This is a genomic window from Campylobacter sp. RM5063 (genome assembly GCF_024723655.1).
GTDB classification, from domain to species: domain Bacteria; phylum Campylobacterota; class Campylobacteria; order Campylobacterales; family Campylobacteraceae; genus Campylobacter_D; species Campylobacter_D lari_D.
In genome coordinates this window covers 116,356-133,351 of record NZ_JANQDA010000002.1, presented here as the reverse complement: position 1 = coordinate 133,351, position 16,996 = coordinate 116,356, and the positions used below count along the sequence as shown (strand labels likewise).

Below are 16,996 nucleotides of genomic sequence, written 5' to 3'. Positions count from 1 at the left end.
TCTTAGAAGAAATTATCTTCTAAGAAAGAGAATGTTTATACAGCGCCTTTTGGAGCTGTAAATGCTGTTATTTTAGGCGGTAATCCCTTATATTTTTCTATATTTACTAAGCCTGTATGAGAAATGTTTCCGTTTGCTAATTCAGAAGTTGGCATATCAATAGTTAAGACATTTACATTTCCGTATTTGCACATTCCTTCATCATTTGGATCATACCAGCCACCTTCGCATAATCTTACAACATTTGGCATAATATCTTTAGTTACCACAGCACCTGCGAGAACTTGACCTCTTTTATTGAAAACTCTTACAATATCACCATCTTTGATTCCAAGTTTTTTAGCATCAATAGGATTGATTAAGATAGGTTCTCTATCATTTACTGCATATTTTTCACGCAATAAGGTATGGCACATTTGAGAGTGAAGCCTATCTGTTGGATGATTAGTTAGTAGATGAAAAGGTGTTTCCTTGGTAGCATTTCCTAACCATTCTATCGGCTCCATCCACATTGGATGTGCTTTGCAGTCTTTATAGTTATACTTTTCGATAGTTTTTGAGTAAATTTCTATCAAGCCTGATTCGGTGCCTAGAGCATTTAAGATAGGATCTTCAATAAATTCAGAAAATCTCACCCATTCCATACTTTCTATAGTTGGAGAAAAAGTTATAGGCTCATTTTTAGCCCAAAATTCTTCAAAACTTGGCATTTTTGGTTCAAATACATCCCCATAAGCTTGAGTTTGTTTTAAAGCGCTATTGTAGTATTCTTTAATAAAATCTTTTGCTTTTTTACCATTTTCGGTATAAGCATTAAATACATCATCTCCATACACTTGACAAATATCAGCAAAAATTTCATAGTCATCTTTGCTCTCGCCTATTGGTAATACTGCTTGCTTCATTGGAGCTATATTCATATTAGAATAATCTCCACTCATGGTAATATCATCTCGTTCATAAGAACTTGTGGTAGGCATTACAATATCTGCCATTTTGGCAGTTGGAGTCCAATAAATTTCATTTACAACTATAGTTCTTGGTTTTTGCCATGCTTTGATGTTAGTGTTTGTATTTTGATGATGAACTAATGGATTTCCACCTGCCCAATAAATAAAGTCAATATCAGGATAGGTTATTTTAGAACCATTATTGTCTATAACTTTCCCAGGATTTAATAAAGCATCAGCTATTCTAGCTACAGGAAAAGAATAACTAGCAGTATTTTGTAGCCATTCAGCACCACCTTGAGATTCTCCATTTTTTGGCATACCTTTAAATTTACCATTTTCCCAAATTCCCACAGCTCCTGCTGTAATACCTCCTATAACACCACCTTTGCATGATGGAACACCGCCATTACTATAGTGATAACTTAAGCCAAATCCACCACCTTTAGTGCCAATTTGACCAAGCATTGAAGCTAGGGTTATTAACATCCAATGAGGTTGCTCGCCATGATGAGCTCTTTGCATGCCCCAACCACTCATGATCATAGTAGGGTTATCATAAAAACTTTCAGCTAGTATTTTGATGATTTTTTCATCAATTCCACAAATTTTACTTGCCCATTTTGTATCTTTTTTAATGCCATCATTCTTGCCATCTAAATAAGCTTTGAACTTATCAAATCCACTTGTATAATTTTCTAAAAATTCATAATTGACTTTATTTTTTTCGATCAAATGACTAGCCATGCCTATCATCATAGCAACATCTGTATTTGGTTTTGGAGAGATCCATTGTGCATTTAAAAATTTAGCAGTTTCGGTTTTTATAGGATCTATACAAATAACCTTGATTTTACTATTTTTTAATTTTTCAAAGTAAGCAAGACCTCTTTGATCGTTTGAAGTCCAAGCTATTCTTAAAGTAGCGATAGGATTAGCACCCCAAATAACTACTATTTTAGAATGTTCTAAAATGTTTTCCCATGAAGTTTGCTGTTCATATACTTCAATAGAGCCTACAACATAAGGCATTATTATTTGAGAAGCTCCGGTTGAGTAATCTCCGGTAGTCCCTACAAAACCACCTGTGACATTTAAAAATCTATGGAGCAATATTCTACAATTTTGCATATTTCCACTAGATTTCCATCCGTAGCTTCCACCAAATATAGCTTGAGTTCCTTTTTGCTCTCTTGTTTTTTTAAGTTCTTTTGCTATAAGTTTTATAGCCTCATCATAACTTACACGCACAAATTCATCTTTTCCTCTAAGTTCAGGTTTTGGATTGTCGGGATTTTCAAGATAGCTTTTTCTAACATAAGGATATTTCACGCGTGATTTGTAGATCATATCTGCTGTATAGTGTTGTAAAGGATTGTCAATTTGTGTTACTTTTTCCCATGGCTCACTTTTAATTACCACACCATCTTTAATGGTAAGTTTTAAAATTCCCCAATGTGCTGCTGTTATCACACTTCCATTTTTTACTAAACCAGAATTTATTTGAGAAACTTCTATATTTTTACTCATGGCTAAACTAGGAGCTAAAGGCAACACGCTTAACCCTGCTCCGATTTTTAAAAATTTTCTTCTATCAAGTCCCATTTTATTTTACCTCCTTAAAATCTTTTGCATTTTTTTGCAAATACTGTATCACTAGCCAATGATCTTTTTTATCAATTCCTGTTCTATTTACCATTGATCTAAAAGTAGCAGGCCAGCCATTAGCACTAAATTCACTTTCTTTATGAACGCTATGACAAATTCCGCAATTATTCATATAAAGCTCTTTAGCTTTTATAAACATTTCTTTGTTGCTTTTTGCAAAATCTTTCTTGTCAGTCCAAACTTCTATGGTAGCTTTATCCCATTTTCCATTTTTGCTTTTAGTATAAGTTTTAAAATCAAGTTTTGTATTTTTAGAAAATGCAGCAACTATGATTCTTTGACTATCGTTGTAATAAAGCACAGAAGGCGAAGCAGGATTAACATAGCCTGTGATCTTGACTAAAACTTTATTTCCATCAGTTTTTAATACTTCAAAAGGATTTGTGGGTAGCAATCTACCAACAGCTTTTGTGTCATTTTTGCTTAAGTAAAGTGAGCTTACTTCACTTGTAAAAAATTCATTTTTAGCGCAAACAAAAGAAACAAGCGCTAAACAGAAAACTAAAATTTTTCCCATTTTGCCTCCTTGATATTTTTAATATAAACTTATTGTATAACTTTAGTATTAAAATTTTCTTAGTATAAAAATATAAAAAATGCAATAATAAATATTATCTAATAATTTTTTATTAATTTTTAATTTATTTGTTTTTATATTTTCATAAAGTCTTTTCAATCCTTTCAAGTAAATTTTAGTAAAATATAAAATATTCTTTATAAAGGTTAAAAATGCACTTTACTTTGCTAAATGAAAAAGATTTTTTCAACCCCTACTACCGCAAAAAGCAAATTACACAAAATGAATTTGACACTTTTAGCAAGGCTTTAATGCAGTATCTAGAAAGGCTTGAAAGCTCACAAAGTGAAAATGAAGATTATCTTGTAGCTAACACACTTAGTCCATTTTTAACCACTCTAAATTTCAAAACCCACATCAAAACCAAGCAAAAAGGCAAAAGCGAGATTGATTTAGCCATTGCTAAAGATGAGTTTAGCAAAGACTTAGAAGTTCTCATCGAAGCTAAAAAGCCCAACTCAAAAGAATTCATCATCCACGCAAAGCCAAATTCCAAAGCCTTGCATGAAGCCATTTTGTATTATTTTAGAAACAGAGAGCATAGCTTTAGTTTGAAATTTATCATCATCACAGACTTTTATAAATTCTACATTTTCAAAGCTAGTGAATTTGAAGAGCTTTTTTATAAAAACACAAGCTTTAAAAAGCTTTTTGAAGAATTTCAAAGCCCAAATTCACTTTTTAAAGGCAACACTGATGAATTTTACAAAGAAGCAAGCAAACTTATAGAAAATTCCAAAGAAAGCTTAAAAGGCTTTTTCATCGATTTAGCCTTTTTAAAAGACAAGCAAAAGTCAAATTTCAAAAATCTAGCAAGCATTTTTAAAACCTTTCATAGAGACTTTTTGCTAAATGAATTTAGCCCAAATGACGCAAACTCACTAAACAACGCATTCTATAAAGAGCTTTTGTACATCCTAGGTTTAAGCGAGAGCAAACAGCTTTCTAAATTCATCATCACACAAAGTGAGCAAAGCAAACAAGCCCAAGGCACGCTTTATCATCTCATAGCGAGCAAGCTTCCAAAGCATGACTTTGAAGAGGTGTTAAAATTCATCATACTTTGGCTAAACCGCATTTTATTTTTAAAGCTTATCGAGTCTAATTTAGTTAGATTTAATGATGATAAAACCCTTAAATTTCTAAACTATGAAAAAATTCCAAATTTTACTACCCTTTCACACCTTTTCTTTGATATCTTAGCTAAAGAAAAACACACAAGGACGCAGAGTAAATTTAGCTATTTGCCTTATTTAAATTCATCACTTTTTGAAAAACAAGCCATCGAAAAAACTACACTAGAAATCGCTACTTTGGAAAATGATGCTTTGCTAGAGTATCACCCACACACGCAGTTAAAAGATGACAAAGGCAAAAGCAAAAAAGGTAAAGTAGGTTTGCTTGAGTATTTGTTTGAGTTTTTAGACAGCTTTGATTTTGGAGCAGATGAGCAAAGCGAAGAACTCATCAAACAAAAAGAACTCATCAACTCAAGCGTTTTAGGAAATGTCTTTGAAAAACTAAATGGCTACAAAGAAGGTAGTTTTTATACCCCAAGCTTTATCACTTCATATATGTGTAAAGCAAGCATAGAAAAAGTCGTGCTTGATAAATTTAACCATACTTTTAAGCTAAATGCCACCAAGCTAAACGAGCTAAGAACCCAGCTACGCCAAGAAAAAATCTCTCAAGAGCAAAAACTAGCCTTGCTAAATTCCATACGCATTTGCGATCCTGCAGTGGGAAGTGGGCATTTTTTAGTTTCAGCTTTAAATGCCATGCTTATGGTGCATTATGAGCTTGGTTTGTTTGAAGAGGACTTTTACCTAAGCGTGCAAAATGATGAAATTTTAGTGCAAAATCACAAAGGCCAGTTTTTAGAGTATAAACACCCTGATTTTGACAAAGACAAAACCCACCTTTGCCAAAAAGAACTTTTCGAGCGTAAAAAAGACATCATAGAAAACAACCTTTTTGGAGTAGATATCAACCCAAACTCATGTGAGATCACTAAACTAAGGCTTTGGATAGAGCTTTTAAAACACAGCTTTTATGAAAGCTTTGATGATACAAACTATCATGATCTTAAAACCCTACCAAACATCGATATCAACATAAAATGCGGAAATTCGCTTATAAGTTATTTTGAAATTCACAAAAGCCTTTCTCACTACCCAAACATCAAAGAACGCATGGATAAATACAAACGCATAGTCAAAGACTACAAAGAAGGCTTTTACACCGACAAAACTCTCATCGCAAAAGAGATCAAAAACCTCAAAGAATCTTTTAAAAATTTCTGCTTAAAAGACAAATTTGCCAAAGAGATTAAGCAACTTACCAACGGCGCTAATGAATACTCTAAAAAATACGGCGATTTTTTAGCGCAAGATGAAAAAGATGAGAATTTTAGAGCATTTTTCTCTAAAAATATGTTTGAATTTGACTTTGATGAAAGTGCAGCTAAGAAAGAATTTAAAAAGCTTAAAAAGCTTTATGAGAGTATATTTGACTTAGAAAGTGCAAATCCTTTTGAATGGCGTTTTGAATTTAGCGAAGTGCTTGATGAGGGCGGGAATTTTCAAGGGTTTGATCTCATCATCGGTAACCCACCTTACATCAGACAAGAAGACATCAAAGAACTAAAGCCAAATTTAGCCAAAAACTATAAAGTCTATAAAGGCACTAGCGACATTTATACTTACTTTTATGAGCTTGGGTTTAATGTGCTAAAGCAAAATGGTGTTTTGTCTTTCATCACTTCAAACAAATACACAAGAGCAGGTTATGGAGAAGCTTTAAGAGAGTTTTTACTCAAAAATACCACACTTTTAGAATACATCGATCTAAATGGTATAAAAGTCTTTGATAGTGCTACGGTAGATACTTCCATACTAAGCTTTGAAAAAGCAAAAACTAAAGATAATAGCTTCAAATACCTAGCCCCAAACACCGAGCTTTTAAAAGAAAACGACTTTAACATAGAAAGCATTTTAAATTTTAACAAAATCGCACAAAATTCTTTAAGCAAAGAAAGCTTTACTTTTAACGATGAGGGTACAAACGCACTAAAAGCAAAGATAGAAAATCACGGCACTCCACTTAAAGACTGGCATGGGCTTAATATAAACTATGGCATAAAAACGGGCTATAATGAAGCCTTTATCATCACTACTGAAAAAAGAGATGAAATTCTAGCTAAATGCAAAGATGAAGCCGAAAAAGAACGCACCGCCAAACTCATACGCAAAATGTTACGCGGTAGAGATATAAAAAGATATAGTTATGAGTGGGCGAATTTGTGGATTATAGTTTTTGAATTTGGAAGTTATAAAATTTTAGAAAAAGAATATCCTGCTATATATAATCATTTAAAGCAATATAAGAAAAAACTTCAAGCTAGGGGACAATGTACTAATAAGCCCATAACGGATCAAAAACCATATTTAGGACAACATCATTGGCTTGAGTTAGATAACAATCCAAATAAAGATTATTTATCGCAGTTTGAAAAGGAAAAAATAATATATAGTGAAATTGTGAGAAGTCCGCAATTTTATTTAGATACAAAGTTAAATTTTTACGCAGAAGCAACAAGTTTTATTTTAACAGGGGAAAATCTAAAATATCTCATTGCTTTTTTAAACAATGATTTTGTGGCTTTTATATTTAAAACATTTTACGCCGGTGGAAACTTAGGTGAAAATGGATTTAGATATAAAAAGGCATTTTTAGAAAGACTTCCTATACCAAAAATAAATTCTAAAAATGAAAAACTAGCAAACGAGCTTATAAGCTTAGTCGATGAGATTTTAGTTTTAAAAGAGCAAGACAAAAACGCAAACACCAAAACCCAAGAAGACAAAATAAACTCTATCGTTTATAAACTTTACAACCTAAACGAAGAAGAAATAAAAATCATTGAAGGCAAGTAATGGAAGATAAGATTATAAACTCTATAGAGAATGCTTTTGATGAAATTAAATACCAAACAAATGTGGAGTATGTTGCCTTGTATTATATTTTTGATAATGAAAAATTACAATTAATTTTTTCAACATTGCATGAAAAAATTATGTCTTGTTTTCAAAGAATGAACACACGTCTTCCTAGCACTGAAAAAGGTAATCACTATTGGGCTAGTGAAAGTGGAACATTAAAATACAGCATAGAGTTAGCATTAGAATTGCAAAAAAAACTTAAAAACAGCAGCTTGTCTTTCGAAATAGATGAATATTACGCTGATGTTTTTAATAAATGTATTAAATTTTTAAAAAGTAGTGGAGGTAGTATAATTCCTATTGGAATGGAAAAAATAGAAATTTATAAAATTATTCCTATATTTAAAAAATCAGGTTTTATTAAAAATTCAAAAACTAATATAGAGTATCAATTAAAAAATATTGGTTGTGGTTCTTATGCGAAAGTATTTAAATATTATGATGAATTTTATCAATGTGATTTTGCTTTAAAAAGATTGAATGAAAATGTAAATACTAAAGAAATTGAAAGATTTTTAAAAGAATTTGAAACAATGAAAAGCATAAACAATCCTTATGTTTTAAAAGTATATTCTTTAAATAAAGATAGAAATGAATATATTATGGAATATGCTGATTTTACTTTAGAAAAATATATAAATCAAAATAATTCCAAACTTTTGATTGATGAAAAAATTAATTTAGGTTGTCAAATAATTAGAGGTATTGAAATTTTATGGAATAAAAAAATATTACATAGAGATATAAGCTTTAAAAATATTTTATTAAAGATATACGATGATATTTATCCTGTAGTAAAAATTTCAGATTTTGGGCTTATAAAAGAGATTGATAGTCAATTAACAAGTGAAAATACAGAAGTAAAAGGAAGTTTAAATGAAATTTCTAGATTACAAAAAAAGGGTTTTAAAAACTATGATACAAGTGATGAAATTTATGCTTTAAGTAGAGTTTTGTATTTTGTAGCCACTGGAAAAACAAATATGGAAAAAGCTAAATGCAACTTTTTACAAAAAGCAACTGATGAAAATATAGAGAATAGATATAAAAATTTAAATGATTTAAGAAAAGATTTTGTTTCTTTTTTAAAAAACTGCACGTAAAAACTCCATAGTGCCAAGCTAAAAGGATAAAAAATGTATTCTAAATTTTTAACTTTATCAGAAATTGATGTTGAAAAAATCAAAGAAAAATTAAAGGAAGTTATAAAATGTTCTTGTGAATATAATATAAAAGAAATAAATGAATATGATATAGATGATTTTAAAATTAATGATGAAGAGTATATAAAAGAACATAAAAATTTATTTATCATAAAAAATAATAAAGAAAATATTTTAAACTTAACAATAGATTTAACAATGTTGTCTAAATTATCTGATATGGATTTTCAAATAAAATTTGAAAGTTTTAATATAGAATTTAAAAACGAAAGCAAAGAAAAAATACATATTAAACAAAATTTGTATTTTAGTAATTGCTATTTTAAACAAATAGATTTAAAAAATATTTGTTTTGAAGATTTTGCAATAAGTAACTATAAGTCTATAGATGATTATAAAGCAATGATTGAATTTAATAATTGCGAATTTAAAAATTTACATTTTAGTCTTAATAATTTTTTAGAAAGTGTTAAATTTACAAATAATACCAAAATAGGTAATTTGTATTTAAGTTTTAATACATTTGAAAAATATTTTTATGTAAAAGATAGTTTTATTGAAAATATATCTTTGCATAAAAATAAATTTAACGATAAATGTTATTTTTTTAGTATTTTTTTTAAAAACAATGCGTATTTTATTAATTCTTATTTTAAAGATAGTGTTGATTTTTATAAGTGCGAATTTGAAAAGACAGCTAGTTTTTATGGAGCTAGATTTGATAAAACTCCAAATTTTTCTCAGGTAATTTTCAAAGGAAATTTAAATGTTGTAAATACAAATTTAAATTTTACTTTTGATGATTTGCAAGATAGAATTAAACAAGAATATGAAGATTTTAATAAAGATAAAAATGAAAAAGATAAAAAATCTTTAGATAAATTTGCAAATGATTTTAGAGATTCTTTTAGAAATTTTAAAAATGCATTGATAAAAGATAATAATCTTTTAGACGCTTCAAATTTTCATAAATACGAGCTTTATTGCAAAGAGATAGAACTAGAAGAGAAAAAGCCCAAGATATTTTCTAAAGAATGGATAGACAAATGGCAACTTGTTTTTTATCACAAGCTTTGTGATCATCATACAGACTTGCTAAAGGTGTTTCATAATCTGCTTATAATCATCATGCTTTTTAGCGTTTTTTCTTTTGTACTTGATAAATTTAAACAACCCAGCATAGAAAATCATGCAAAATATCACATCGTTCAAGTAGATACTAATGAAAGCTATATCTTTAAAGAACACAATAAAACGACTTATAATATCTTTGGTTTAAATATAAACAAAGAAAGTGGTAAGCTAGATGAATTTATAAAAAACAATTTTGTTTATGTATTGATTTTATTATTTATAGTTTTATCGATACTTTCTTTCAATATTTTTACTAATTTATATATTTTTGGTAGCTTTTTTTATGTGATTTTTAATTTTTTAGATTTGGTAGCTTTGTATACACATATTGCTATTATAAGTCTTTTTGTATTTTTTGCTTTGAAATTTATTTTACTTGATGATAAGCAAGAAATTATAAGAAAAATCACCATTGGTGTTTCTTATATAGTTTGCATTTTTGCATTACTTGCAAAACCTAGTTTAATGCTTCCTGTATTTGGAAGCTTTTTAGAAAAAGACAGCAACGCTACTTATCCTTTATTGCTTAGTTTATCTGTGGTGCATTTTATACTTGTAGCTTTAGTGATATTCTCACTTCAAAAAACTGCACGTAAAAACTCCATAGTGCCAAGCTGAAAGCAAAATCATGCTTTTAGCTTTAAAGTATGATGAAAAATTTGATTTAAAAATACTTTTGATATAAATATTTTTATTATATTTATATTTTGTTTCAAATATAAACAATACTTTATATTTCATTTGTAAAGTGTAAATTTTTGTTTTTATTAAAAGAGAATTTTTATACTAAATGTTACTCTTATACCCATATAGTTAATTTTTTCTAACAAAAATACACAAAAATAAAAATATTTGTTAAGCTAGATATTGGAAATTTTTATCAAAAGGAAAAATATGTGGCAACAAATATATAATCCATTTGACAACATACCTTTAAGTGCTTTGGTGGCTTTTTTGCCTATTTTGTGCTTTTTGCTTTCTCTTGTAGTTTTCAAACTCAAAGGCTATCAAGCAGGCTTTTTAACTCTTATTTTATCAAGTGTTGTGGCATTGTTTGCTTATGATATGCCGTTTTCTTTATTAGGTGCTAGCTTTATACAAGGTTTTGCAAATGGTATTTGGCCTATAGCTTGGATCATCATCGCGGCCATATTTTTATATAAACTTTCTATCAAATCAGGCTCGTTTGAAGTGATAAAACAAAGTGTTATGAGTATCACTCCAGATCATAGAATTCAAGTGATTTTGATTGGATTTTGTTTTGGTTCTTTTTTAGAAGGTGCTATAGGTTTTGGAGGGCCAGTGGCTATTACCGCTGCATTACTTGTAGGACTTGGGCTTAGACCATTATACGCTGCAGGACTTTGCCTCATAGCCAATACCGCTCCGGTAGCTTTTGGAGCAGTTGGAATTCCTATCATAGCGATGAGTAATCTAGCAGGTATAGAACAGCACGGTGTTTCAGCTATGGTGGGTAGAATGCTTGTGCCTCTTAGCTTGACTATACCATTTTTTATAGTATTTTTAATGGATGGTTTTAAAGGGGTTAAAGAAACCTTTCCTGCTATTTTTGTCGCAGCCGTTTCTTTTACTGCTACACAATTTTGGAGTTCAAATCATTTAGGTGCAGAGCTTCCAGATATTATTTCAGCGGTTGTTTCTTTGTCTATTACTACGATATTTTTAAAATTTTGGAAGCCAAAAAATATTTTTAGATTAGATGATGTAAAAGACTTTGAAAACTCACAAAAGCTAGAATTTAAAAAAGTATTTTTAGCTTGGATTCCTTTTATACTTTTGATTATTTGTATTATTATATGGACTCAACCTTGGTTTAAGGCTTTATTTGCTAAAGATGGAATATTAAATTTTATGCAATTTACTTTGAAATTTAATGAAGCCTTAGGAGCTATCATAAGTCCTGATATAGTTAATCCACAAATCACAAAAACAATGATTCCATCACATACTATAGATTTAGTAGCACAAGCAGGAACTGCTATTTTAGTGGCTGCTTTAATGAGCATTGTTGTGTTGAAAATAAAAATCAACGAAGCTACCGAGTGTTTTTGGGAAACTTTAAAAGAAATGGCCACTCCATGTTTAACTATAGGCTTAGTAGTTGCTTTTGCCTTTATAGCTAAAAATAGCGGTATGAGTACTACTTTAGGACTTGCTTTTTCAAATACAGGCGATGCTTATGCATTTTTTTCTCCTATCATAGGATGGATAGGTGTGTTTTTAACAGGTTCTGATACTAGTTCAAATTTGCTTTTTGGGACATTACAGCAAGTTAGTGCTCAAAAATTAGGAATTTCAGAAACTTTATTTTTAGCAGCAAATTCTGTTGGTGGAGTTGTGGGTAAAATGATATCTCCTCAAAGTATAGCGGTAGCTTGCGCAGCAGTTGGACTTGTAGGAAAAGAATCTGAATTGTTTAGATTTACTTTAAAATACTCAATAGGTTTTATAATTCTAATAGGAATTTGGACTTTTGTTATAGCATTTTTCTTTCACGGGATCATCCCTGAAGCAGTGCTTTTAAAATAAGGATTGATGATGAAAAAAGTGTATTTATTTGCTACTTGTTTGGGTAGTGCGATAATGCAAGAAAGTGTTTTAAACGCGGTTAGACTTTTAAGAAGAGAGGGAGTTGAGGTTATATTTAAAAAGCAGCAAACTTGCTGCTCTCAACCCTCATTTAATTCAGGGTATTTTAAAGAAAGTAAAAATATAGCTTTGCATAATATAAAACTTTTTACTCAAGATTATCCTATAGTAGTGCCAAGCGGTTCTTGTGCGGGGATGATGAGTCATGATTATTTAGAGCTTTTCAAAGATGATGAGCATTTTAACTTGGTAAAGGAATTTAGCTCTAGAGTGATTGATCTTAGTCAGTATTTAGATGAGGTTTTAAAGGTTGATTATGAAGACAAAGGCGAGCCTATAAAAGTGACTTGGCACTCTAATTGCCATGCATTAAGAATTCAAAAAAGCATACAAGCGAGCAAAAATCTGCTAAAAAAACTCAAAAATGTGGAATTAATTCCTCTAGAATTTGAAGAAGAATGCTGTGGTTTTGGAGGAACTTTTTCTGTGAAAGAGCCTCAAATTTCAAACTCTATGGCACAAGAAAAAATCAAAGATATCCAAAATACAGGCGTAAAATATGTATTAAGTTCTGATGGTGGGTGTTTGATGAATATTGCAGGCACGATGAGTAAAATGGGGCTTGATATAAAAGGAATTCATTTGTATGATTTTTTAAACAAGCGTCTTGAAGGAGTTGCGATATGAAAATGACACATGAACAAATTGTGGATGTGAAAATTCATGATAAGCAAATGCGAGAGAATTTAAGATCTGCCATGCATACTTTGCAAAAAAATCGTTTAAAAGTTATAGATGAGAAATTTAATGATTGGCAAGGACTAAGATCTAAAGCTAAGCAAGCTAAAAACAATGCTTTATCAACTTTACACGATAGGCTTTTAGAATTTGAACAAAATGCCACTAAAAATGGCATAAATGTCCATTGGGCGAGTTCTGATGAGGATGCCTGTGAGATTATATATGAATTAATGGTAGAAAAAAACATCGGTAAAATTCTAAAAGGTAAATCTATGGCTAGTGAGGAAATAGGTTTAAACCACTACCTAGAATCCAAAGGCTTAAAAGCCATAGAAACAGATTTAGGCGAACTTATATTGCAGTTAAATGATGAAACTCCCGTGCATATTGTAGTTCCAGCGGTACATAAGAACCGCTATGAAATTGGTAAAATTTTTCAAGAAAAATTAGGCTCTAATTTAGAAAGTGAGCCAGAAAAGCTAAATTCTATTGCAAGAAAGCATTTAAGAGATGAATTTGAAGGGCTTAAAATGGGACTTAGCGGAGTAAATTTTGCTATGTCTAAAGAAGGCGCTTTTTGGCTTATAGAAAATGAGGGAAATGGTAGGATGTGCACCACAGCAAGTGATATACATGTAGCACTTTGTGGTATAGAAAAAGTTATGGAAAGCTTTGAAGATGCTGCTACTATGGTGTCTTTGCTTACTCCATCAGCTACGGGTCAATTTATACCAACTTATAACAATATCATTACAGGACCTAGAAAAAATGGAGATTTAGATGGCCCAAAAGAAGTGCATATTATTCTTTTTGATCATAATAGAAGCAAAATGCTAAATGATGAAGATTATTATGAAGCTTTGCGTTGTATAAGATGTGGGGCTTGTATGAATTTTTGTCCTGTGTATGATAAAATAGGCGGCCATACTTATCAAAGTGTATATCCAGGGCCGATTGGAGAAGTCATAAGTCCTAATCTTTTTGGTATGCAAGAAAATGGTGATATTCTTACTTTTTGCTCGCTTTGTGGAAGATGTTCTGAAGTTTGTCCGGTAAGAATTCCTCTTGCGGATTTAATACGCAAATTAAGAGCAGCAAAAGTAGGTCAAGGAAGTTTTGATAATATCACTCCAAATACTGCTGAAGCTATGGCATTTAAGATTTTTGAAAAAGTAGCTACAACTCCTATTATTTGGAAAAATACTTTAGCAAATTTACATAATTTTAATTGGCTTTTGCAAAAAGGAAAAAATTCTTTACCAGTAGTTAAAAAATGGAGTACTTATAAGGAATTTCCACAAATAAAACTTGATCTTTATAAAGAACTTGAAAATATGCAAGGAGTAAAGTGTGAGTAGAATAAATGAAATTTCTTCACAAAGCAAAAAAGCTATTTTGGATAAGATTAAAAATACACATTTATCTTTTGAAAAAATTCCGACTATGGATCCTATAGAGCATATCAAAACAAGTGATGATATGTATAGTGAGTTAAAAGAAAAAATGAGTGCAAATAAATACATAGTAGAAGAAAGCTCGTTAGAAAAATTAGAAGAAAAAATCAATCAAATTGTTAAAAGTTATGGCTATAAAAGTCTTATTTATCCTGATAATTTAAATTTAGATATAAATAAAATTGAAGCCGAAAAAAAGACTTGTTTTAATCAAGAGATTGAAAAAATACGAAAAGAAGTTTTTCATAGTGATTTTTCTATCATCCAAGCAAGAGTTGGAGTAAGCTCACATGGAGTTGCTTTAGTTTTGTCTGATAAAACTCAACCAAGAATGCTTTCTTTGGCTCCTATGCTTTGTATTGTTTTATTAAAAAAAGAAAATATTGTAAAAAGCATTAGCCAAGCATTGAATTTAGTAAAAGAAGAAAATGAAATTTTACCTAGCAATATTTTGTTTATAGCAGGGCCATCAAGAACTGCAGATATTGAACTTATCACTGTTTTTGGAGTTCATGGATCTCAAAAGGTTCATATTATACTTTATTGATTTATTTAGAATTTGCACTTAGTGTAAATTCTAAAATCACCTTCAAATCAAAAATTAACTTCTTGGTTTTTAAAACATTAATTAAATTATATTTTTATCAACCTTTGCTATTTTATTGATTTTAGTTATATTTAAGATATTTTTTGACATAGTAAAAAAGGTATTAACTTAAATTTTAAAACTATAAAAAGGAAAATCATGTTAAAAACAAGTTTTAAAAAGGCAGTATTTTTACCAAGTATTAGTATTATAGTTGTTTTAAGCCTTAGTTGTATTTTCTTGCCTAAACTTACAAATGATTTTATCAATCATATAAAAAGTGGAATTTTTGCAAATTTTTCATGGTTTTATATATTAAGTGTGAGCTTTTTTGTGTGTTTTATGCTCGCACTTGCACTTTCAAAATTTGGCGATATTAAACTCGGCGATGATGATGAAAAACCTCATTTTAAATTTACTTCTTGGCTTGCTATGCTTTTTGCTACGGGTATGGGCGTGGGGCTTATGTATTTTGGTGTGGCTGAACCTCTCATACATAAAAAAGCCTTGCAAACAAGCGATGAAGAAGCTATGCTACATACTATCTTTCACTGGGGAATTCACCCATGGGCTATTTATGGGGTGTGTGCTTTGGCTATGGCGTATTTTGGTTTTAGATATAAAATGCCTCTTAGTTTGCGTAGTGCTTTTTACCCTTTGCTTAAAGATAAAATTTATGGTTTTTGGGGAAATTTGGTTGATATGCTTGCTTTAATTGTCACGGTTTTTGGCATTAGCACTACACTTGGTTATAGTGCATCTCAACTAAATGCGGGCTTTTCAAATTTGGGTATTTTAAACGGACAAAGCTTTTTAGAACAAAGCGTGATTATAATCATCATTATTTCTTTAGCCACACTCTCATCGATTAGTGGCTTAACAAAGGGTTTAAAAATTTTAAGTGAAGCAAATTTAGTTTTTGCAGTGTGTTTAATGCTTTTTGTGCTTTTTTCAACAAATACCATCCAAATTCTTTCGCAATTTAGCTCTAATATTGGAAATTATTTGCAAAATTTAATTTCTTTGAGCTTTAAGACTTATTATTATGAAAAAGAACATATAGAATGGTTTAATAATTGGACTATTTATTATTGGGCTTGGTGGCTTAGTTGGGCGCCTTTTGTGGGCTTTTTCATTGCTAAGATTTCTCGTGGTAGAACGATAAGGGAATTTATTTTTGGCGTGCTTGTAGTGCCTACTAGTTTTAATATACTTTGGTTTAGCATTTTTGGCAATAGTGCTTTAAATTTCAATGATATTTTAAGTCCTTTTACTTCAGCACCTGAAAGTTTGCTTTTTTATTTTTTACAAAATTTTTCTTTTTCTTATTTTAGTTCTTTGCTTGCGCTTTTGGTTTTAGCTTTGTTTTTCATCACTTCAGCAGATAGTGGGATATTTGTGTTAAATTCTTTAAGTAGTGGTGGCGCTCATGAGCCATACAAATGGCAAAATATCCTTTGGGGTTTTGTGCTTGCGCTTTTAGCTACTTCTTTACTGTATTCAGGCGGCTTGGGGGCGATTTTAAGTATCACTATGATAGTGGCTTTACCTTTTGCATTTTTGCTTTGTTTGATGTGTTTTTCATTGCTTAAAGGCTTAATTGTAGATGTGAATTACTCTTTAACTAAGCTTAGTCAAAGTAGTGTGTATTTTACAGGAGAATTTTGGCAAGAAAGACTTGCTAGAATTTTAAAACAAAGCAAAGAACAAGACATACAAAATTTCTTAAATACCAAAGTTAAAAATGCTATGGAATCACTCAGCCAAAGTCTAAAAAACTACGGCTTGAAAACACAGATCGTTCAAGAAAAATCAAGTATAAGTTTGATTATAAAAAAAGAATTTGCAAAAGATTTTATCTATGGAGTGCAAGTGGTAAAAAAACAAGCAAGTCAAAGCATAATCGATGATAAATTTATGCCAACTTATTCTAAAGAATTTATCTTTGAGCCACAAACTTTCTTTGCTGATTCGCGTAATGGTTATAATATAGAGTATTTAAACGAGCAAGAAATCATCGTAGATATACTAAAGCAATATGAGAGGTATTTGCAACTTTTATTTGATGATAAAAATGAAATTTTTACCAAAGCTTATGATTAAAAAGCGTTA

General features: G+C 30.3%; 9 protein-coding genes and 1 pseudogene. 8 read left to right on the top strand and 2 right to left on the bottom strand.

Annotated features, from left to right (window positions below; all coding sequences use genetic code 11):
* Positions 1-35: 35 nt before the first annotated feature.
* Entirely contained in the window at positions 36-2,555 is a 2,520-nt protein-coding gene (locus tag CAMP5063_RS01585) for a molybdopterin guanine dinucleotide-containing S/N-oxide reductase (RefSeq protein WP_337194677.1), read from the bottom strand.
* A 1-nt stretch (position 2,556) separates the two neighbouring features.
* A complete protein-coding gene (locus CAMP5063_RS01580; protein ID WP_133319461.1) occupies positions 2,557-3,135 on the bottom strand; it encodes a cytochrome c3 family protein in 579 nt (192 codons plus the stop codon).
* Positions 3,136-3,347: 212 nt separating this feature from the next.
* Here CAMP5063_RS01580 and CAMP5063_RS01575 point away from each other — a divergent pair, with 212 nt between their 5' ends.
* The 8 genes and pseudogenes from CAMP5063_RS01575 (at position 3,348) to CAMP5063_RS01540 (ending at position 16,987) form a co-directional block, all read left to right on the top strand.
* Positions 3,348-7,130, top strand: a complete 3,783-nt coding sequence (locus CAMP5063_RS01575; protein ID WP_337194676.1) for a type IIG restriction enzyme/methyltransferase — start codon at positions 3,348-3,350, stop codon at positions 7,128-7,130.
* Positions 7,130-8,299, top strand: coding sequence for a protein kinase family protein (locus CAMP5063_RS01570; protein ID WP_133319463.1), 1,170 nt, complete (start codon positions 7,130-7,132; stop codon positions 8,297-8,299). Before CAMP5063_RS01575 ends, CAMP5063_RS01570 begins: the two co-directional genes overlap by 1 nt.
* 684 nt (positions 8,300-8,983) lie before the next feature.
* Positions 8,984-10,111: pseudogene (locus CAMP5063_RS08495) on the top strand (pentapeptide repeat-containing protein); the annotation flags it as partial.
* Between the two features lie 276 nt (positions 10,112-10,387).
* Entirely contained in the window at positions 10,388-12,043 is a 1,656-nt protein-coding gene (locus CAMP5063_RS01560) for an L-lactate permease (RefSeq protein WP_442863204.1), read from the top strand.
* Positions 12,044-12,049: 6 nt separating this feature from the next.
* Entirely contained in the window at positions 12,050-12,790 is a 741-nt protein-coding gene (locus tag CAMP5063_RS01555) for a (Fe-S)-binding protein (protein WP_115614003.1), read from the top strand.
* Positions 12,787-14,202 (top strand): LutB/LldF family L-lactate oxidation iron-sulfur protein, encoded by a 1,416-nt coding sequence (locus tag CAMP5063_RS01550; protein ID WP_337194674.1) that lies wholly within the window; start codon positions 12,787-12,789, stop codon positions 14,200-14,202. The genes CAMP5063_RS01555 and CAMP5063_RS01550 overlap by 4 nt, the downstream gene beginning before the upstream one ends.
* Entirely contained in the window at positions 14,195-14,845 is a 651-nt protein-coding gene (locus tag CAMP5063_RS01545) for a LutC/YkgG family protein (RefSeq protein ID WP_133319465.1), read from the top strand. The genes CAMP5063_RS01550 and CAMP5063_RS01545 overlap by 8 nt, the downstream gene beginning before the upstream one ends.
* A gap of 198 nt (positions 14,846-15,043) precedes the next feature.
* Positions 15,044-16,987 carry a BCCT family transporter gene (locus tag CAMP5063_RS01540; protein WP_070255432.1) on the top strand — a complete coding sequence of 648 codons (1,944 nt, stop codon included), beginning with the start codon at positions 15,044-15,046 and terminating at the stop codon, positions 16,985-16,987.
* Positions 16,988-16,996 lie beyond the last annotated feature (9 nt).

What these genes read in the sequence shown, in the direction of transcription:
- CAMP5063_RS01580 (WP_133319461.1), bottom strand. Translation starts at nt 3,135, where the DNA reads ATGGGAAAAATTTTAGTTTTCTGTTTAGCGCTTGTTTCTTTTGTTTGC.
- CAMP5063_RS01560 (WP_442863204.1), top strand. Translation starts at nt 10,388, where the DNA reads ATGTGGCAACAAATATATAATCCATTTGACAACATACCTTTAAGTGCT.
- CAMP5063_RS01550 (WP_337194674.1), top strand. Translation starts at nt 12,787, where the DNA reads ATGAAAATGACACATGAACAAATTGTGGATGTGAAAATTCATGATAAG.
- CAMP5063_RS01555 (WP_115614003.1), top strand. Translation starts at nt 12,050, where the DNA reads ATGATGAAAAAAGTGTATTTATTTGCTACTTGTTTGGGTAGTGCGATA.
- CAMP5063_RS01575 (WP_337194676.1), top strand. Translation starts at nt 3,348, where the DNA reads ATGCACTTTACTTTGCTAAATGAAAAAGATTTTTTCAACCCCTACTAC.
- CAMP5063_RS01540 (WP_070255432.1), top strand. Translation starts at nt 15,044, where the DNA reads ATGTTAAAAACAAGTTTTAAAAAGGCAGTATTTTTACCAAGTATTAGT.
- CAMP5063_RS01570 (WP_133319463.1), top strand. Translation starts at nt 7,130, where the DNA reads ATGGAAGATAAGATTATAAACTCTATAGAGAATGCTTTTGATGAAATT.
- CAMP5063_RS01585 (WP_337194677.1), bottom strand. Translation starts at nt 2,555, where the DNA reads ATGGGACTTGATAGAAGAAAATTTTTAAAAATCGGAGCAGGGTTAAGC.